The following is a 19,575-nucleotide window of genomic DNA, read 5'->3' on the forward strand; positions in this document are numbered from 1 at the left end:
TCATAACCCAACTTAGTGGAGCAAGGCCATGACACCTGCTGTTCTATTCCAGAACGTATCCCGCCATTTCGGTGCCGTTCGTGCGGTAGATGCAGTTGATCTGGCAGTCGCTGAAGGCGAGTTCTTCGCAATGCTTGGCCCATCGGGATCGGGCAAGACGACGTGCCTGCGGCTGATGGCCGGGTTCGAACAACCGACGAGCGGTCACATCGAGATCTTCGGAGAAACCGCCGAGGGCGTTCCACCTTACAAGCGCAGCGTCAACACGGTGTTTCAGGACTACGCACTGTTTCCGCACCTCAATATTCTCGACAACGTTGCCTACGGGCTGATGGTGAAGGGCGCAGGCAAGGACGAGCGGCGCAAGGCGGCTGAGGACGCGCTCGCCATGGTGAAGCTTCCCGGCTATGGCTCGCGGCGTCCGGGGCAGTTGTCGGGCGGCCAGCGCCAGCGCGTGGCGCTCGCCCGTGCGCTCGTCAACAAACCGAAAGTACTTCTGCTTGACGAGCCGCTCGGCGCGCTCGATCTGAAGTTGCGCGAGCAGATGCAGGAGGAACTGAAGTCCCTGCAGAAGTCGCTCGGCATCACCTTTGTCTTCGTTACCCACGACCAGGGCGAGGCCTTGTCGATGGCCGACCGCATTGCTGTGTTCAATGATGGAAAAATTCAACAGCTTGGCACACCGGAGGAGGTGTACAAGCGACCGCAGACGCGCTTCGTCGCCGACTTCGTCGGTTCGTCGAACGTGCTGCCACCGGAATTCGTCAGCCAGTTTGGCGCTGCCAACCGCTATGCAAGCCTGCGCCCCGAAGCTATCACGCTCGGCCGCGCTGGCGACGGTAAGCTGGTGCTTGACGGCACCGTCGTGTCGCGCAGCTTCCTTGGTGCGACCAACCGCATCCTCGTCAGCGTCAATGGCACGCGCATCCACGTGATGAGCCCGGCCGCAGCGACGGTCCCCGCCGAAGGCGGACGCGTAACATTGAGTTTCGACCGGGCCGATCTCCACCTGATGGACCAGGCGTCATGAGCGCCATCGCGCAACAACGATCAACCCTCACCGATCGCGGCAGCCTGAGCGGGCGGCTCTCGGACTTCCTGTGGAAGCATCCGCATGTTTTGCTCATGCTCCTGCTCGCCCCGCCGCTGCTGTGGCTCGGCATAATCTATCTCGGTTCCCTCTTTGCGCTCCTGCTGCAAAGCTTCTTTTCCATTGACGACTACTCCGGGCTTATCAACTACCAGTTTACACTCGCCACATATGGCCAGTTGCTCAACGAAGCCAATTTGGACATCATCCTCCGGACGGTTCTCATGGCTTCGATCGTGACGCTAGTTTCGGCGGTCATTGCTTTTCCCATCGCCTACTATGCTGCGCGCTATGCGCAAGGAAAATGGAAGGCTTTCTTCTACCTCGGCGTGATGTTGCCGCTCTGGTCGAGCTACCTCGTGAAGATCTATGCCTGGAAACTGATCCTCGCCAAGGAAGGCATCCTCACCTGGTTTCTGACCAAGCTCAATCTGATGTGGCTGCTCGACGCCTGGCTCTCCCTCCCGGTCATCGGAGGCAATTCCCTCTCGGTCAGCTATACGGGGACGTTCATCGTCTTCGTCTATGTCTGGATGCCGTTCATGATACTCCCGATCCAGGCAGCGCTCGAACGGGTCCCCGGCAACCTCATCGAAGCTTCTTCCGACCTTGGGGCCACGCCGCAACAAACCTTCCGCCATGTCCTTTTCCCTCTTGCCCTGCCGGGAATCGTCGCGGGCTCGATCTTCACCTTCTCGCTGACGCTCGGCGACTACATTATTCCGCAGATCATCGGTTCGTCGCGGCTGTTTATTGGACAGGCGGTCTATGCGCAGCAGGGCACGGCGGGCAACATACCGCTGGCAGCGGCGTTCACCGTTGTCCCTATCTTGATCATGGGCTTCTATCTGTGGATGGCGCGGCGCATGGGGGCATTCGATGCGCTCTGATCGCTCTGCCCCGCTCGGACTGAAAATCGCTGCCGGTTGCGGCCTCCTCTTCCTGCATGTGCCCCTGCTTCTGATCTTTCTCTATGCCTTCACGACCGAAGACAAGAGCTACCAGTTCCCGCCGCCCGGCCTGACCCTCCAATGGTTTGCCGTGACCTGGGAACGGCCCGATGTGTGGCAGGCGCTGTTTCTCTCTGTGCGTGTCGCGACGGTATCGACCATACTGGCGCTAGTTCTCGGCACGCTTTGCGCCGCCGCCGTGAGCCAGACGCGCTTCTTCGGCCGCGAGACGATTTCGCTCCTCGTCATCCTGCCGATCGCGCTGCCCGGCATCATCACCGGCATTGCGCTGCGTTCCGCCTTCAGCCTGGCCGATATACCCTTCTCGTTCTGGACCATCGTCCTTGGTCACGCGACCTTCTGCATCGTCGTCGTCTACAACAATGCGGTGGCCCGCTTCCGCCGCGTTTCCGGCTCGCTGATGGAAGCATCGATGGACCTCGGCGCCAACGGCTTCCAGACGTTCCGCTACATCATCCTGCCGAACATCGGAACCGCCCTGTTGGCCGGGGGCATGCTCGCCTTCGCCCTGTCGTTCGACGAGGTGATCGTCACCACCTTTACCGGTGGCCAGCAATCGACACTGCCGATCTGGATGCTGCAGGAGCTTATTCGTCCGCGCCAAAGGCCCGTCACCAACGTCGTGGCAATGGTAGTGGTGCTCGTGACGTTCCTGCCGATCCTTGCCGCCTATTACCTCACACGTGACGGCGACCAGATCGCCGGTTCAGGCAAATAATAAGACTATGGGAGAACATGTCATGGATACGCAATTGCTCATCGGGTCAAGGTTCGAAGCCGGAACGGAAACGGAGGAACAGATCCTCAATCCCAAGACCGGCGCCAGGATTATCGATCTCGCCGAGGCTTCCCACAGTCAGATCGACGCGGCGGTAGATGCCGCCGAAGGAGCTTTCCTGGGCTGGTCGCGGACGACGCCGGCCGAGCGCGCGGGGTATCTTCTGAAGATTGCGGACGCCATCGAAGCGGAGGCGGACGGTTTTGCCGCGCTCGAAGCACTGAATTGCGGCAAGCCGATCAATGCGGTGCGCAACGATGAACTGCCGGCCATCATCGACTGCTGGCGGTTTTTTGCCGGAGCGGTTCGAACATTGACCTCCCCTGTTGCCGGAGAATATCTGCCCGGACATACCTCCATGATCCGCCGCGATGCGATCGGCATCGTCGGCTCGATTGCCCCATGGAATTATCCATTGATGATGATGGCCTGGAAGCTCGCGCCAGCGATCGCGGGGGGCAACACAGTCGTGTTCAAGCCATCGGAGCAGACACCGCTTACAGCCTTGAAAATGGCGCGCCTGCTCGCCGGAATATTGCCTGAAGGTGTCGTGAACATCATCCTTGGCCGCGGCGAGACCGTCGGCAACGCCCTTATCAACCATCCGAAGATCGCCATGGTTTCCATTACCGGTGACATTGCGACAGGCAAGAAAGTCTTGCAGGCGGCGGCCAAGACCGTCAAGCGCACCCATCTCGAGCTTGGCGGCAAAGCGCCGGTGATCGTATATGGAGACGCCGACCTTGAAGCCGTCGTCAATGGCATCCGCACGTTCGGCTACTACAATGCCGGCCAGGACTGCACTGCGGCCTGCCGCATCTACGCGCAGGACAGCATTTATGAGCGCCTTGTAGCCGACCTGTCTTCGGCGGTGTCGACAATCCGCTATAACGACCCTGATGACACGGTCAACGAGATCGGGCCGCTGATCTCGGGACGCCAGCGCGACCGGGTTGCGAGCTTCGTCGAACGGGCAACGGAACAGAAGCACATCGAGATCACGACGGGCGGCGGCCCCGGCAGCACCAATGGATTTTTCTTTCAGCCGACGGTGGTCGCCGGCGCCACGCAGGAAGACGAAATCGTGCGCCGGGAAGTGTTCGGACCGGTCGTTTCCGTGACACGGTTCAAAGAGGACGAGCAGGCAGTTAGCTGGGCCAATGACAGCGATTACGGTCTGGCGTCGTCGGTCTGGACTCGCGACATCACCAAGGCGATGCAGGCAGCATCACGCCTGCAGTATGGCTGCACCTGGATCAACACGCATTTCATGCTCACCAACGAGATGCCGCATGGCGGCGTGAAGCAGTCAGGCTACGGCAAGGACATGTCCGTCTATGCGCTGGAGGACTATACGGCCGTGCGCCACATCATGATCAATCATGGGTAAGGCCTTGCGCCTTGTAAAAAAAGAAGCGGGGCCAAGGGTCGGCCCCGCCGCGTCGATCAGCTGCGGATGAATGCGAGAAGGTCCGCGTTGATTGTCTCCGCGTGCGTCGTCGGCATGCCGTGCGGGAAGCCCTTGTAGGTCTTGAGCGTTCCATTCTGCAAAAGCTTTGCCGACAAAGGAGCAGAATCGGCATAAGGAACGATCTGGTCGTCGTCGCCGTGCATCACGAGTACCGGGACCTTGATCTTCTTCAGATCTTCGGTGAAATCGGTCTGCGAGAAGGCGACGATGCCGTCATAATGCGCCTTGGCGCCGCCCATCATGCCCTGACGCCACCAGTTCTGAATCACGGCCTCCGACACATTTGCGCCGGGTCTGTTGTAGCCGTAGAACGGGCCGGCGGCTATCGCACGATAGAAATCGCTGCGGCCTGCGGCGAGCTGCTTCTGGAAGTCGTCGAATACATCCTTCGGCAGTCCGCCGGGGTTGGCGTCGGTCTTGACCATGAGCGGCGGGACGGCACTCAGGATCGCCGCCTTGGCTACCCGGCTTTCGCCATGACGCGCAATATAGTGCACGACTTCCCCGCCGCCGGTGGAATGGCCGACGTGAATGGCGTTCTTCAGGTCGAGCTTTTCGGTCAATGCAGCAAGATCATCGGCATAATGATCCATGTCGTGGCCGTCGCTCACCTGACTTGAACGCCCGTGACCGCGCCGATCATGGGCGATGACGCGAAAACCGTTGTTGGCGAAGAACATCATCTGCGCATCCCAATCGTCCGCCGATAGCGGCCACCCGTGGCTGAAGACGATGGGCTGCCCTGCTCCCCAGTCCTTGTAGAAAATCTCGACCCCATCCTTTGTGTTGATCGTTGGCATATCGCTCTCTCCTGACGGTTTGAATTGGACGGACGGAGGGTATTGCAGCCGCGCCCGAAAGCAAATGCCATCTAGACACAACTTATCGGGGAAATATTCCGATCGAAGTCAATCATTGGCTGCTCTACGTAGTTTTCTCGGCAGAGGCTAGGGTTAGTGCTGATTGCGGCGTGCTGATCCTCTCAATATTGTCGATATCTCAAGTTCCCCTCTCTAGACTTGAAACTTGGCCCGCCGCTGCTGCAAACCCCTGGCAGCGGCGGGCGCATTTGTTTCTAGCGTGAGGTGGCTTGTAGCAAGGGACGAGGCCTGCTGAATGGATCGCACGCAATCGTTTGGTACAGACATGCGCACTCTGCGTATCAGTGCGTCGTTGCGCCCCGTACCCGCCCCGGCGTCTCCCCGTAAGCCTTTTTGAAGGCCTTTATGAAGTGCCCCGCGGTCTCAAAGCCTACCTCAATGGCGATCTCGATCAGCGGCGCCTTGGTCTGCAGGAGCAGCGCCCGTGCGCGATGCAGTCTCAACGCCATATAGGCCTGGGCGGGCGAGCGGCCTGTCTTTTCATGGAAGAGACGCTCCAATTGGCGACGCGAGATGCCGACAGACGCTGCGAGGTCGGGGATGCTGATAATGTCCTCGACATGCCGTTCCATGGTGATCAGGATCGACTTCAGGCGATCGTCGCTGCAGTCGATATCCAGCGGCCTGCGCGGCTGAATATCCAGCGCAGTTCGTGCCCGTTCTATCTGCAGCACTTCGAGCGCGTTGCGTTCGGCGTCCCTGCTGATCGACTGGCGCACGATCGACGCCGCCAGATCGGCGGCACTGGTGCCGCCAGCACATGATCCGCGCGCCTTGTCGAGGTTGTACAGTCGATCCGAACGTACCGCCAGATCAGGAAAGCGCTCCCTGAATGCCTGGTAGTGTAGCCAGCTGACGCACGTCTCATGATGATCCATCAATCCGGCTTCCGCTAGAATGAACGATCCGGTGCACACGCCGATCAGAGGCACCTTTTGCAGATCTGCCCGCTTGAGGAAAGCGATCGTGTCGTTGTCGATGGGGCGTTCTACGGTCAACAGCCCCCCGACCACCACGATGTAGCTGAACTGGCCGGGATCAACGAAATCCGACGTCGGAGCCACCTCGACGCCGCAACTTGACGTGATCAGATGCCGGGTGCTGCCGAGCACCTGCCAGTCGGCATGCACCCGTCCAGAACGGTCGAGCTCATCGCTTGCCAGCCGCAACGTATCGACGAACATGGCAAAGGCCGACAGAGTGAAGGAACGCGCGAGCACGAATCCGATTTTCAATCGCGCCGTCTCGGAGGTCAGGGGTCTCGCATTCATCCGTCAGTCCTTCTATGGCGTCGTCGATAATGCCTTGGCCTTGCGGTAAGCGGCATCAAGACCGGTGTCCACCGCGGCGTCAAAGCCCCCTTGCCGCATGGCAATGATGCCTGCCGCCGTCGTCCCCTTATAGTCCACGAACGATTTGACCGTCTCGGATGGCGATGCGCCGTTGAACTCCTGAAGCCGGCCAGCGCCAATGATCACCTGCTGTGCGGCGCGTCGCGCGACGTCAGGGGAAACACCCCGGGCGACCGCATGATTCATCATCGCTTCGGCGAGCAAGGCCGGGAATGCAGCGCCCGAACCCGACATGGCGGTGAAGTAATCAATGTGCTCCTCCTGGCTGACCGCGTCGACCACGCCGCAACTGCGGAACAGCCTCGCTATCGTATCGCTATCTCCGGGTTCAGGCGAATCGATGAAGAAGGGGGTATAGGAATAGCCGAGTTCTGCTGCCGCATTGGGCAGTGCGCGGGCTACCCTGTTGCTGCCGGTTCGTTGCTTGATGTCCTTGATCGTCACACCGGCCATTACCGACACCACTAATTTTCCCGCGGCGTCGATATCGACAGCATTCCAGTCGTTCGGCCGCACCGAGAGCACAATGACATCAGAATTATTTACGAGTTGCGTGTTGTCAGACGTCCAATGACAGCCGAGCGAATTTTCTGGTCGTCCGCTGCGGAACGAGCAAGTGAGCCGTTCAGACCCGACTGTTCCCGAACCGACAAGAGCTTTCGCTATGGCTGTTCCCAGCCACCCCGACCCTCCAATGATGCCTACGCGACCGATGTCAACCATGCGGGGACCTCCTTGCTTTCAAGCATCATACGCGATCTGCGGTTCCATGACCGCGACATATGGTTGTCGTCTTACGGCTTTACACGTCTGAGACGCTGGCCAAGCGAGACAAGCCATTGTAAAACCGCGCTCCGATCCCGGTGAACGAGACAGGTATGGCTCAAACTCAATCAGCAAACATCGGCACGTGGTATATCGATCCCGATGCAGAAGACAAGATGGCCGACGGTCATGCGCCGATCTGGCGGCACCTTATCGACCTTATCGTGGAGAAGGATCTTACCGCCAAGAGCGTGCTTGATTTCGGTTGCAATCAAGGTGGCCTTCTGAGGCATCTCTATGCGATCCGGCCCTTTCACAAGGCTCTTGGCGTCGATATCGCCGACACGTCCGTCGCCAAGGCCGAGGCACTGAAAGGCAACCTGCCAATCCAGCATCAGGCCACAAGCAGTCTTACGGGTTGGGCGGATCAATTCGATGTCGCGATCAGTCACGAAGTAATCTACCTCGTTCCCGATATCGATGCGCATGCCGCGGACATCTGGCAGGCGCTGAAGCGCGGCGGCGTCTATTATGCGGTAACCGGCTGTCATATGGACAATCCGCTGTGGCCGAAATGGCGCGAGCTTGTGGCCAAGCGGACCAATACGATCGTACAGGATCGCTCGATCACGGATTACGGGCGCGCCTTCGAGAAGGCGGGTTTCGGAGTTTCGGCGCGCAAGCTTGAATTCAATGGTTTTATCCCCTTCGTGGCCGATGGTTGGACCCCGAATTTCGCCGACGCGCTCGAATATTATACGCAGACCAAGATCGTCTTCCGATTGGTCAAACCATAGGCCGCTGCAACCTGGCAAGCTCGACGTCAAAGTGCGGCGGGCTGTCGGCGGCGACTTGAACGAAACGGCCTCTCACGCGAAAAATATCCTGGATCAACCCGCTGCCGGCCAGGTCTTCCGGCAAGCCGTCAAATCGAAGCCTGCCCTTCTCCAACAATGAAATGCGGTCGCTAACGGCGATCGCCTGGTTGATGTCGTGGATTGCCATGACGATGGTGACGCCTTTTTCGCGGCTGAGGCGGTGGATAAGGTCAAGGACTTCCACCTGGTAGCCGATATCGAGGAAGGATGTCGGTTCATCGAGGAGAAGAATGGCTGCTTCCTGCGCCAAAGCGGCCGATATCCAGGCCCGCTGGCGCTCGCCGCCCGAAAGCTCGTTGAGGCTGCGGTCGGCGAGACCGCCCAATCCAGTGCTTTCTAGCGCCCAGTCGATGGCTTTTTCGTCCGTGCTGTCGTAGGAGCGGAATAATCCCACATGCGGATAGCGCCCTTGCCGAACGAGTTGGGCCACGGTCAATTCGTCCGGCGCTGCCGGCTGTTGCGGCAGGAATGCGAGCTTCTTGGCAAGCGCTCGCCGTGACAAGGTTGCGACCGGCGTTTCGCCAAGGAGCACCCGGCCCTCGACCGGTCGGATCAATCCGGCCAAAGCATGAAGGGCAGTGCTCTTGCCCGAACCGTTAGGGCCAATGAGCGCGCGGATTTCTCCCTGCTCCAGCGAAAGGCCGAACTGGTTGAGCGCCCTGCGCTCTCCATAGGCAACCGACACGTTGGAACAGGAGAGTGGCATGAGCGGTCTCACGTGGTTTTGCGCAACAATGCTAGAAGTAGGGGGACGCCGACAATGGCGGTCACAACCCCGATGGGAATTTCCTCGGCCTGTCCGAGCAAACGCCCGATCAGATCGCCAAGCGTGACGACAATGGCGCCGAGGCCTATCGTTAGCGCCAGCGACAGCACAAAGTTTCGGCCGGCAATGAATTTTGCCATATGAGGCACGATCAGGCCAACGAAGACAAGCGGCCCGACCGCTCCGACGGCGCTTGAAGCGAGCATGCAGGCAACGACAAGAACGATGGAAAACTGGCGGCGATAAGCAAGCCCGAACGATTGCGCCACCGTTGCATCGAAATTGAGGAGGCGCAGCGGCCGATAGATGACTGGAAGCATTAACAGGCCGGCAATCGTAAAGGGCAGTAGGAAGAGCGCATGGTCCCAGGTCCGGGCATAAAGGCTTCCGGACAACCATTCCAGAATGATCTCGATGCGTGCCGAGCCCCATCCTGCAATAAGGCCGATGGCTATCGCATGCAGCACAGCGCCGACCGCCACGCCGCAGAGCGTGATCCGCATGGCGCTGAGACCGAGGCGAAACGCCAGCAGGTAGATGATGCCGCCCGCAAGCAGTCCCCCGGCGAGCCCCGCCGCCGGAAGCCAAGCCACCGGCAACTCTGCGAGCGTGTTCGAGCCCGGTTGGAAGATATAGACCGTGAACATCAGGAAGGTCGTTACCGACAGCGTGGCCCCTTGCGAGATCCCCATCAGCGATGGGTCCGCAAGCGGGTTGCGTGTGATTGCCTGGAGAAGGAACCCCGCCAATGCAAAGTGAATTCCTGCCAATACGCCGGTTACGATGCGTGGAAGCCTGATATCGAGGATGATCGCCCGGGCCTCATCGGATCCGTTGCCCTTCAGGACAGCCATGATGTCGTTGTGGGAAATATCGGCGACGCCCAGCAACGCCGCTGCGACGATCGAAGCGGTGGTAACGGCGACCAGAGCGAAAACGATCCAGCCGGCGTTCGAGCCCGCTCGCGTGGAGGCAACTGCATTCATCGCTCAGCGCCCGAAAGGTTGAGCCGGCCGCGCTGGACAAGGTAGATGAAGATTGGGCCGCCTAGCAGCGCCGTGATTATCCCGACTGGCAATTCCCGCGGGACGGCGATGCTGCGTCCAACAACATCGGCAAAGGTGACGATGAGCGCACCGATGGCCGCGCTCAACCCGATGTCCCATCCAGTCCCGCCTGGTCTGAGAAGGCGCGCAATGTGGGGTGCCGCAAGGCCGACAAAGGCAACCGGACCGGCGATCGGCGCGATACCCGCGACCGGGATAATCGCCAGAATGAGAATGACCGGCTTCCAGAGACCAAGATGCAGGCCCATTCCGGCAGCGGCATGGTCGCTCAGCATGAACATTCCGATTACACGACGAAAAACGAGCGCCCCGACGACACCTGTTACCGTCCAGGGAAGCATATGCATGAGATGTGTCCAAGTCCTTCCCTGAAAACCGCCCGATAGCCAGAACAGCAGTGACGCGGCCTGCGGCCCCGTCATCAACAGGACATAGGTGGTTATCGCGCCGAGAAACAGGGAAACGCTGACACCGCCAAGTGCCAGTTGCAACGGACGCCCCTGCCCGCCGCGTGAAACCCAGAACGTCACGGAAGAAGCCGCGAGCCCGCCCAGGAGCCCGATGACCGGGTAATAAACCGGTGAGAGCCACGGCACGAACACAAAGCAACAAACGATCGGCGCAACGGCTCCGGCCGTCGCGCCGGTAATGCCGGGATCGGCCAGCGGATTGCGCGTCAGCGTCTGCAACAGGTAGCCTGAAACAGCGAGCCCCGCACCCCCGGCGGCAGCTGTCAGGCTTCGCGGCAGCCGCAGCGTCCACACGAGGATAGAATCGATCTTGCCATCGGGCGCGACAAGAACATGGAAAACCGTCGCGACCGAAAGTGTTTTTGCGCCAACCAGCAAACCGACGGCGATCGTTGCCAGGCAGGCCAGCACGATCAGCCCAATGAGCAGGAATGATCGGCTTGGGCTCATTCGTCGGACTGGCCGTCAGTCCTGGACGGTCGCGGGAATGATCTTTGCCGCTTCCGCACGGACATCGACGGCCGGGAAGGTGTCCGGATAGAGATAGTGCGCCGCTTCCCTCAGAACGATCTCGCGAGCGATCGGACCATTTGTTTCGACCCACTGGTCACCGACATAGAAAACCCGGTTGTTCTTGACGGCTGAGAGCTGCGACCAGATCGGATTGCTTTCGTGGGGGCGGTCCGGCCCGGAGTCGTAGACGAAGATGACCTCCGGATCTTTCTCCAGCATGGTCTCGAGACTGAGATCGATACCGAACTCGCCGCCCGGCGACTTCGGACCGGCGATATTGTCGCCCCCTATAGCCGCCACGATGGAGGCGGATGTGTTTTCGGTATGGAACGCAAAGGGCGTTGCTCCGCCCCACATGATCATGAAGCGCGGATGGACATCCTTCGGTGCCTTGGCTGCGAAGTCGGCCAGGTTCTTGCGGAAGTCGGCATTCAACTGCTCGCCGCGCTCGGGCTGGCCGAGCAGCTTCGAAATCTCGGCAACTTCCTTATAGCTTTCGTCGAGCAACTCCATGTTGTACGCCACATAGGGTGCGATGCCCTGCAACTGCGCAGCGTTGCCGACGGTATAGCGGCGGATTGCGATGATGAGGTCGGGCTTTGCTTCGGAAAGTAGTTCAAGGTTCGGTTTGGCCCGCTGTCCGATCCGCTTCATCTGCGAGGTCAGGCCAAGCAAGAAATCCGGTTCGCGGCCCGCTGTCATATATGTGCTTGCGACCGGCTTGACGCCGAGGGCCAGCGCGATGTCATCGGCGAAGTAGGAGATCGAGGCGATGCGCTTCGGTTGTGCAGGAACTTCGACCGTGACGCCGCGATCATCGACAATCGACATCTTGCCTGGATCGGCAGCGAAAGCGCTGCCTGAAGCCAATAATGCCACGATACCGAGCGCGCGCGCACGCTTGAATAAGATCCCTGCCACGAAAGCCTCCTTGCTGGTTTGAATTTTTTCATAAACTGCAAAGAGGAGTCTCACAATCATATTTAAGTCTAATAGCGGCGGAACACCCTTTCCCGCCCGCTCGCCTCAAAAGCAGGTTTCATTGCATCCCGTATTCACTTTGCTTTTGGACGCCGGCTTGTGACAAGCGCGCGATAGCAGCGCCATTGGCATCGAAAATGTGGACGTCTTGCGGTCGCGCGGTAAAGCGAATCTTGTCCGTCCTGGCGTAAGTGCCTGTACCGTCTACCTTGATGAGATATTTTCGATCAGAGCCCGGCATATCGACATAGAGGATTTGTACTTCCCCGAGGTGTTCGACAAAATCGATGGTACCGGTAAACACGGGGCCATTCGTTTTTGCATCTGCGATCTGTGTATTTTCAGGACGAATACCGATGCTGAGCCGATCCCCAGCAGAAACGCCAGCGGGCAGCACACCAAGATCGAGAGCGACCCCGCAATCCAGCTTGCATTTCGCGGAGCCCGACAAGTCCTTTTCGAGTTTCCCCTCCAATATGTTCATCGAAGGCGACCCGATGAACTGCGCAACGAAAAGATTGGCTGGATTTTTGTAGAGCTCGATCGGCGTTCCAACCTGCTCGATGTTTCCGTCTTTGAAGACGACAATACGATCAGCCAGTGTCATGGCCTCGACCTGGTCGTGTGTCACGTAGATCATGGTGACGTCCGGCATGCTCTGCTTCAGCTTCGCAATCTCGATCCGGGTCGCCACGCGCAGCGCCGCATCGAGATTGGACAATGGTTCATCGAAGAGAAACACGCGCGGATCGCGTACGATGGCGCGGCCGATGGCAACACGCTGCCTCTGTCCGCCGGAAAGAGCCTTTGGCAGCCGCTGCAGATAACTGTCGAGCTGAAGGATGCTCGCCGCATTGCGCACACGTTTATCGATTTCGGCTTTGGGCAGGCCGGCTATGCGCAAACCGAAGGCCATGTTCTCGAAGACAGTCATGTGCGGGTACAGGGCGTAGGACTGGAACACCATCGAAATGCCGCGCTTGGACGGCGCCACATTGTTGATCCGCTCGCCGTCAATGATGAGGTCACCGGAGGTAATCGTTTCCAACCCGGCAATCGAGCGTAGCAGTGTCGATTTTCCACAGCCCGAGGGGCCCACAAAAACGATGAACTCACCGGATTTGATGTCGAGATCGATGCCGTGAAGGACCTCCAGATTGGAGTATGACTTACGTATGTTTCTCAGCGACAAGTCAGCCATCGTTCCGTTCCTTATATTTGCTTCCCATCACTCAGGGAGCAAGATTGGCCAGGAATCGCGTGATCCGATCCGGCTTCTGATTGAGAATTTCCACGTCATTCTTGCGGCGAATGGCGCCCCTGACGATTTTTGCACCGACATAGCGCAACGGTTCGGGCGGGAGCTTCGTCCGGCGCGTGATGCCGACCAGCCCGCATCTGGCCCACTTGTCGTCGCGTCCCAAAACGAGGCTTGCCATGATGCGGCCGGCAACGGGCGTCTGGGCAATTCCGGTGCCGTTGAAACCGACAGCGTAAAAGATGTTCCGATGCTCTTTCAGATGATCGAAAACCGGCAGATGCTGGGCAGTGCAGTCGATTGGTCCGCTCCAATCATATTGCACCTCAACTTCTTTAAGTTGCGGATAGACGCGGTGCAGCTCGCGGATATTGTCCAAACCCTTGTCTCCGCTCCGGTTGAAGCTGGAGCCGATGCGGTCCTGATACGCAATGCCGCCGGTTCCCCGGCCGAAGATCACCCGGCCTGAAGGGGTGCGCTGGTAGTAGAGCACGTGGTGTTGGGCATCGCAGATCGATGCACCGTCGACCCAACCGATCTCATCCAGAATGTCGGCAGCAGGCGCGGTTGCGATGAGCTGACTGCTGACAACATAGAGATAGGGGTGCAGTTCCGGAATCGCCGAAAGCCATGCGTTGGCAGCGAGGACGATCTTCTTGGCAGACAACGTACCCTGAGCCGTGCGCAATTGCGGTTGTGCCCCAGGTACGATCTCCAGAACCGGACTCTGTTCGTGAATAATGACGCCTTTCGAGATTGCAAGCTGGCGCAAACCCAGCGCCAGCTTTGCCGGCTGGACCGTCCCTGCCCGGTCTTCCACGATGCCAAGGTAGGACGCGGAAGAACCGGTCCGCTTCAGCATGTCGGCCCGGTCAAGGGTCCGAAATCGCTTCTCGCCTAACGCTCGGGTGAGCTCATAGGCCTTCGACCACGCCCCTTCCTGGGCGGCGGAACTTGCCGTCCACAACCAGCCGTCCAGTCGTAAATCCATGTCGATCGTGCCGGAATCCTGCAGGGTCTTGAGTTCATCGATGGCGTCGGCAGTAGCGCGGCACAACATGAGCGCGTCTTCAGTACCCACGAGTGCCCGCAGCATGTCGATCTCGGCGAACCAGGTGTGGACTTGTCCCCCATTCCTGCCCGAAGCGCCCGACCCGCAAAAATCAGCTTCGAGGATCGTAACGCGCGTCTCGGGCGCATGCTCTTTTATCCGCAGCGCAGTCCACAGGCCAGCGTAACCACCGCCGACGATCGCAATATCGCACGTCTCGCTGCCCTTGAGCGGTGTCGTTGCGGCATCGGCGGCAATGCTCTGCAACCAAAAGGACCGGTCTTCTCTTGGGGCCCCAACCGGCGGTCTCATTTTGATGCTGCTCATGCTCAAGCCCTTTGCGCGGTACGGATGACGCTGTCGTATTTGTCGAGAAGCCATTGCGGTATAGGCAGGATCGCCTGCGGAAACCCGCCGAGATGCGTACAGGTTTCCGCAGCCCGCACGGCCGAACGATTAAGCGCGGTTTCCTCCGAGCAGCCTTCAAGAAAGCGGCTAACGATGAATGTTGCGATGAAGCTGTCGCCGGCGCCGCAGGTATCAACGACAGATACCGGGACGGAATCCGCGAAGAACAGAGCGCTGCCATTATCGTAGAAGGAGCCGCGCTTGCCGCATGTGACCACGACTTCGCGGGCCCCTGCCCGCTTGAACTTTTCGATGAGCGGCTTGACCGGTTCGTCCGGATCGCCTGGACCTGACGCAAAAACCAGTGGTACATTATCCAGCGGCAAATCGAAGTGTCGCGTCGACAGGTCGACGCTGAACCTTACGCCATCCGCTACAAGCCGGCGAACCAGCTCTTGGCTCGCATTTGTGCCAAGATGGACCCAGTCGGCCCGCAGCAGCGCATCATAATGTTCGCCCTTGGGGTAATAGTCTGCCCCGACGCCGAGGGACTCGAGCAGGAAGCGCCGCTCGCCGGCATCGTCGGCAAGGAGGGTTACCGCGGAACTCCCTGTCAGCAATTCCACGTCGCCCGGAGCGAGGCCGACACGCTCGATCTCGTCGAGCATGATCTCGGCTTCTTCATCATGGCCGAGGGCGCCGAAATAGCGCGCATTGTGGCCGTGTCGTTGCCATTGAACCGCGACATTGAGCGCATTTCCTCCTACCGTGACGAAGCCTTTGGTCAGGTAGGCATCAAGGCAATTGTCGCCGACAGCAATCAGCGTTGGACTGGCGTTCTGCATCATTGCTCCGCACGGTCAAGAAGAGGAGCAATCGCGGTCAGACAACGTTGCAAGGCCGCGACGGGATCGAGCGCATAAGATCCATTGCCGAACGGTTCGAAGGTAAGGGTCCCCGTAAAGGAACTCGCATCGAGTTCGGCGAGATAGTCGTGCAATGGCAGGTTGCCATCGCCCCAGACCAGGTGGCCGGCCGGCGTCCCGTCAACGATATGAACATGGGAAAGGCGCTCGCCGAACTTCTCGACATAGGCGCCGACGCTGTCCTTCGCCGTTGCCATGGCCACGATATCGAGAACGACGTCGACATTATCTGCGTCGAGCTCGCGCCAGAAGGCAAAGAGATCATCCGCGTTGTTGACGATATTGCTCTCGGTTCGTTGCAGTGGTTCCAGAAGACAGGCAACCCCATTGCTCCTGGCGTGCCGGGCAATCGTGTTGACTGACTCGATCGAACGAGCCCAGGCGCGCTCGCGGCTTTCATTTTCAAACCCGCGGCCTGGGGTCAGAAACAGGTATTTCGCACCAAGTTCAGCACAAATATCGGCAGCGTGGAGAAAGCGCTCCACGCTCTTTGCGCGATAGGTGTCGTCGCCCGATGCGATGTTGATGGGATAGAGCACCTGTTCCGGCGTGAAGCAGTGAACCGACAACTGATTGTCGACGAGGACGGCCTTCAATTCCCTCAGGCGCGAATTGCTATCGTTGAAGAGGTCGAGGTGGGGAGCAATTCCCCAAAGCTCCATGCGGCTGAATCCCATCGGGCGCAGCTGCTCCGCGACCCACCGGAACGGGTGGTGCTGAAAGGAGAAATTTGCTCCGATGAGTTGTTCACGTCTCAACATTTCCCGCTCCCCTTATTTGCCGATGCCTTCGGCAAGGCCCCGGATGAAGAAGCGCTGCGCGGCGAAGAAAACGATGACGATGGGAAGTGCTGACAATGTCATCGCAGCGAAGACGATGGCGTAATTGGTTCCGTGTTTCGCCATGATCGATGTCAGGCCGACAGGCAGTGTCTGCAAGTCTGCGCCGCTCGTGAAAATCATCGCGAAGAGATATTCATTCCAGGCGAAAAGCACGTGCAGGATGACACAGGATACAAGTATCGGCTTGCACAGCGGCAGGATCACCTTCCAAAAGATCTGGCCCTCGGTCGCACCGTCCATGATCGCTGCCTCATCGAGATCGCGTGGGAGTCCGAGCATGTAGGCGCGAATGAGAAAGGTCGTGAACGGGATGCGGAAGGCTGTATAAAGAATGATCAGCGCCCAATAGGTGTTGTAGAGGCCGAGATCCTGCATCATGCGCACGAGCGGGATTACCGCGACAGTCGGGCTGAGCATGAGGCCGCCAAGCACGATGCCCACGAAATAAGGCTTCCCGGGCAAGCTTGAGCGCGTCAGGCCGTATGCGGTCCACGCGCTTACGAGAACGGTGCAGATGGCGGAACCAAGCGTCACGATTATGCTCGTCGCAATGTAATTGCGGATGCCCTGGTTCCAGGCAGAAATATAGTTTCCGATCGTAAAGCTGGTCGGAAGCGCAAATGGATTGCCGAAGATCTCCGAGTTGCTCTTGAAGCCGTTCAGGGCCATCCAGATCAATGGATAGATGACGATGACGCCGAGGCTGACAAGAAAGGTGACAAGGCAGACCTTTGCCAACATTTGAACGAAATCGACCGGTTCCCTCTCGAGGGATTGAAGGGTGACGCTCACAGATGCACCCTCCGCTTCCTTGTGTACCAGAGCTGGGCGAAGCCGGTCAGCAAGGTGATTACGAAGATCACGGTTGCCACGGCGGCGCCATAGCCAAAGTCGTTTTCGATGAAGCCCTGTTGATAGAGCCAGGTTCCAAGCACCTGGCTGGAATTGTTCGGACCGCCGGCCGTCATGACCATGACCTCGTTGAAAACCTGGAAGGCGCCGGTGATCGTGACAATGACCATCAGGCCTGTCATCTCGCGTGTCAGAGGCATGGTGATGTTCCACAGGCGCCGCCAGGTGCCAGCCCCGTCCATGATCGCTGCATCATAAAGTTCGCGCGGTATCTTCTGGATCGCAATGCCGAACAACAGCGTCGAATAGCCGAAACCCTGCCATTGGCTCATGGCTATGATTGCATAGATCGCCGTATGCTCTTCGCCGAGCCACGCCCGCGACCAATTCCCGAGGCCAATCTGTGTGAGAAAGGAGTCAAGCAGACCGATGTCCGGTTGATAGATGAAGTAGAACAGCAGGCCGGTGACGGTGATCGAAATCGCAGAGGGGATGAAATAGACGGCGCGCCAGAACCTGCGCCATCTTTCGTTGTCGAGTCCTTCGATGAGCGCGGCGAGCACGAATGCACCAAATACCTGGAAAACAATCGAGATGACCGCATAAAGCGTGTTGTTGAGGATCGCGGTCCAGACGATCGGATCGCTCTGGAGCCGGCGATAGTTGTCGAGGCCGACAAAGGCGGTTTCGCCGGTGAAAATATCCTGGTTCTTCGTGCTGACGATGAAGTTGTCGATGATTGGATAATAGACGAACCAAAGGATCAGAACGAATGCGACCAGCACCCAGCGGAACGACAGCAAGCCCGACAAGGGGCTGGTCTGATCATTCCCGGCTTTCCTCTGCAGGGTGAAGCCGATAGCGGCGGCTTCACCCTTATAGTCATGCTTCACGACAGTCATTGTCTGAGAGCTTTCTTACTTTGAAGAAGCCGCAGCTTTCTTCACTTGTTCCATGACCTGCTCGGGTGTCTGCGAGCCGCCGATGAGTGCCTGCAGGCCCGAAAGCCAGGCAGCCGCCACGCGCGGTGGGTTGGCCGTATCGAGCCAGGGCATGAGATAGGAAGAGTCTGCGATAACTTTCAGGCCACCGACGACCGCCGGATTCATCGTATCGGCGGAATATCCTCCGACGGTCGCACTCGGCTGGCCATAAGGCGGAGCCGACAGAACCTTGCCATTATCTGCAGAAGTGACGAACTTCATGAAGTCGATGGCAAGCGGAATGTTCTTCGAAGCGGCATTGATCATGTAACCTTCCGGCGCGCCTTCGATCGACTTCACGTCGCCCTTTGCGTCCTTCGGTGCCGGCAGTTTGAAGTAGCCGAAATCGTCCCGCTTCAAGGCGCCGTCGGCAGTGCTCTGATCGAACTCGATGATTTCCTGATAATACATGGCCGACTTGGCATTGGAGAACTGCTGCAGCGCCGATGCATAGGACGAGCCGTTCGTCCCGGAACCATCCGAACATTCATCGATCAACTGCTTGAACTGGGTCAGGCTCAGCACATAGCCCGGATCGGAGTAGTCGGCGGTGGCCGGCGTGAAATCCTTTTCGAGCGTCGCCTGCGGCACGTTATAGGAGAGCAGTTGCCCGGCATAATGAACCGCCGGCCAGCCTTCCTTGTTGCCGAAGGAGATCGGTGTGACGCCCGACTTGCGTAGGGCCGCGCAGGCGGTGAGCAATTCATCAAAAGTCTTGGGTTCGGAAACGCCAGCTTTTTCGAACAGCGGCTTGCTGTAGCCCATGAACTTGGCGTCGAGATAGAGCGGAATGCCATAGAGCTTGCCATTGTACTGGAAGGCGCTGACTGCGGCGCCGGCAAGTTGCTTGCCCCAGGCGGTATCGGGACCGATCACCTTGCTAAGGTCGACCGCGCGATTGCCGCGGACGAAGTTTTCGCCCCAGCTGCCGGTCCAGGAGAAATAGATATCAGGCAAGGAATTGGACGCAACGAGAGCCTTCGTCTTGCCCTTCACGCTGTCGTCGCTCTCCTGAATAAGTTCGACTTTGACGCCTGGATGAAGCTTTTCATATTCCTTGGCGGCATCGACGAAAAACGGAGAAAGCTGCTGCAGACCGAACTTAGTGAGAATGCTGAGCGTGCCCGAATATTCAACTTTTGCATCCGGATCCGCGACGACCGGGTCTTTTGCCAGCGCGACATTTGCGCTGCCGGCAATCAATCCGGCCGCCATGAAAGAAGCGAGACTCGTCGTGCTTAAAAACGTGGTGCTTTTCATTTCGCAGTTCCTCTCTTTTTTGATCTTTCGTTTCTGTGAATGAATCAATCCCGATCCGACATGATCGGATCG

19 protein-coding genes are annotated in these 19,575 nt (G+C 58.7%); 5 read left to right on the forward strand and 14 right to left on the reverse strand.

Annotated features, from left to right (window positions below):
* The first annotated feature begins 28 nt into the window (after nucleotides 1–28).
* The 4 genes from BR48_RS0118410 to BR48_RS0118425 are packed head-to-tail and all read left to right on the forward strand — an operon-like array spanning nucleotide 29 to nucleotide 4,229.
* Complete coding sequence (locus tag BR48_RS0118410) at nucleotides 29–1,030, forward strand: ABC transporter ATP-binding protein (RefSeq protein ID WP_027232658.1); 1,002 nt, start codon at nucleotides 29–31, stop codon at nucleotides 1,028–1,030.
* On the forward strand, nucleotides 1,027–1,980 hold the full coding sequence (locus tag BR48_RS0118415) for an ABC transporter permease (protein ID WP_027232659.1): 954 nt from the start codon (nucleotides 1,027–1,029) through the stop codon (nucleotides 1,978–1,980). The genes BR48_RS0118410 and BR48_RS0118415 overlap by 4 nt, the downstream gene beginning before the upstream one ends.
* The gene (locus BR48_RS0118420) at nucleotides 1,970–2,779 is read left to right on the forward strand and encodes an ABC transporter permease (protein WP_027232660.1); all 810 of its coding nucleotides are present in this window, start codon (nucleotides 1,970–1,972) and stop codon (nucleotides 2,777–2,779) included. Before BR48_RS0118415 ends, BR48_RS0118420 begins: the two co-directional genes overlap by 11 nt.
* A gap of 22 nt (nucleotides 2,780–2,801) precedes the next feature.
* A complete protein-coding gene (locus tag BR48_RS0118425; RefSeq protein WP_027232661.1) occupies nucleotides 2,802–4,229 on the forward strand; it encodes a gamma-aminobutyraldehyde dehydrogenase in 1,428 nt (475 codons plus the stop codon).
* Between the two features lie 56 nt (nucleotides 4,230–4,285).
* Here BR48_RS0118425 and BR48_RS0118430 read toward each other — a convergent pair whose 3' ends face one another.
* From BR48_RS0118430 to BR48_RS0118440, 3 genes are all read right to left on the reverse strand, one after another.
* Nucleotides 4,286–5,110, reverse strand: a complete 825-nt coding sequence (locus BR48_RS0118430; RefSeq protein ID WP_027232662.1) for an alpha/beta hydrolase — start codon at nucleotides 5,108–5,110, stop codon at nucleotides 4,286–4,288.
* Nucleotides 5,111–5,472: 362 nt separating this feature from the next.
* A complete protein-coding gene (locus BR48_RS0118435) occupies nucleotides 5,473–6,462 on the reverse strand; it encodes a GlxA family transcriptional regulator (RefSeq protein ID WP_027232663.1) in 990 nt (329 codons plus the stop codon).
* Between the two features lie 12 nt (nucleotides 6,463–6,474).
* Entirely contained in the window at nucleotides 6,475–7,266 is a 792-nt protein-coding gene (locus BR48_RS0118440) for a pyrroline-5-carboxylate reductase dimerization domain-containing protein (protein WP_027232664.1), read from the reverse strand.
* 155 nt (nucleotides 7,267–7,421) lie between these two features.
* Here BR48_RS0118440 and BR48_RS0118445 point away from each other — a divergent pair, with 155 nt between their 5' ends.
* Nucleotides 7,422–8,105 carry a class I SAM-dependent methyltransferase gene (locus tag BR48_RS0118445; protein ID WP_027232665.1) on the forward strand — a complete coding sequence of 228 codons (684 nt, stop codon included), beginning with the start codon at nucleotides 7,422–7,424 and terminating at the stop codon, nucleotides 8,103–8,105.
* Here BR48_RS0118445 and BR48_RS0118450 read toward each other — a convergent pair.
* From BR48_RS0118450 to BR48_RS0118500, 11 genes are all read right to left on the reverse strand, one after another.
* Nucleotides 8,095–8,892, reverse strand: coding sequence for an ABC transporter ATP-binding protein (locus BR48_RS0118450; protein ID WP_027232666.1), 798 nt, complete (start codon nucleotides 8,890–8,892; stop codon nucleotides 8,095–8,097). The two genes, BR48_RS0118445 and BR48_RS0118450, sit on opposite strands and share 11 nt — an antisense overlap.
* 8 nt (nucleotides 8,893–8,900) lie before the next feature.
* Entirely contained in the window at nucleotides 8,901–9,938 is a 1,038-nt protein-coding gene (locus BR48_RS0118455) for an iron ABC transporter permease (protein WP_027232667.1), read from the reverse strand.
* A complete protein-coding gene (locus BR48_RS0118460) occupies nucleotides 9,935–10,939 on the reverse strand; it encodes an iron ABC transporter permease (RefSeq protein WP_027232668.1) in 1,005 nt (334 codons plus the stop codon). Before BR48_RS0118460 ends, BR48_RS0118455 begins: the two co-directional genes overlap by 4 nt.
* A 15-nt stretch (nucleotides 10,940–10,954) precedes the next feature.
* Nucleotides 10,955–11,923 (reverse strand): ABC transporter substrate-binding protein, encoded by a 969-nt coding sequence (locus BR48_RS0118465; protein ID WP_051615233.1) that lies wholly within the window; start codon nucleotides 11,921–11,923, stop codon nucleotides 10,955–10,957.
* 118 nt (nucleotides 11,924–12,041) lie between these two features.
* Nucleotides 12,042–13,184, reverse strand: a complete 1,143-nt coding sequence (ugpC, locus tag BR48_RS24945) for a sn-glycerol-3-phosphate ABC transporter ATP-binding protein UgpC (protein WP_051615183.1) — start codon at nucleotides 13,182–13,184, stop codon at nucleotides 12,042–12,044.
* Between the two features lie 31 nt (nucleotides 13,185–13,215).
* Entirely contained in the window at nucleotides 13,216–14,619 is a 1,404-nt protein-coding gene (locus BR48_RS0118475) for an FAD-binding oxidoreductase (RefSeq protein ID WP_027232670.1), read from the reverse strand.
* A 2-nt stretch (nucleotides 14,620–14,621) separates the two neighbouring features.
* Nucleotides 14,622–15,485 (reverse strand): PfkB family carbohydrate kinase, encoded by an 864-nt coding sequence (locus tag BR48_RS0118480; RefSeq protein WP_027232671.1) that lies wholly within the window; start codon nucleotides 15,483–15,485, stop codon nucleotides 14,622–14,624.
* The gene (locus tag BR48_RS0118485) at nucleotides 15,485–16,327 is read right to left on the reverse strand and encodes a sugar phosphate isomerase/epimerase family protein (RefSeq protein WP_027232672.1); all 843 of its coding nucleotides are present in this window, start codon (nucleotides 16,325–16,327) and stop codon (nucleotides 15,485–15,487) included. Before BR48_RS0118485 ends, BR48_RS0118480 begins: the two co-directional genes overlap by 1 nt.
* Before the next feature lie 12 nt (nucleotides 16,328–16,339).
* Complete coding sequence (locus BR48_RS0118490) at nucleotides 16,340–17,200, reverse strand: carbohydrate ABC transporter permease (protein WP_027232673.1); 861 nt, start codon at nucleotides 17,198–17,200, stop codon at nucleotides 16,340–16,342.
* Nucleotides 17,197–18,162 (reverse strand): sugar ABC transporter permease, encoded by a 966-nt coding sequence (locus BR48_RS0118495; protein ID WP_027232674.1) that lies wholly within the window; start codon nucleotides 18,160–18,162, stop codon nucleotides 17,197–17,199. The genes BR48_RS0118490 and BR48_RS0118495 overlap by 4 nt, the downstream gene beginning before the upstream one ends.
* A gap of 15 nt (nucleotides 18,163–18,177) precedes the next feature.
* A complete protein-coding gene (locus BR48_RS0118500) occupies nucleotides 18,178–19,503 on the reverse strand; it encodes an extracellular solute-binding protein (protein WP_027232675.1) in 1,326 nt (441 codons plus the stop codon).
* Between the last annotated feature and the right edge of the window lie 72 nt (nucleotides 19,504–19,575).

The sequence above is a fragment of the Phyllobacterium sp. UNC302MFCol5.2 genome (assembly GCF_000686005.1).
Taxonomy (GTDB): Bacteria; Pseudomonadota; Alphaproteobacteria; order Rhizobiales; family Rhizobiaceae; genus Phyllobacterium; species Phyllobacterium pellucidum.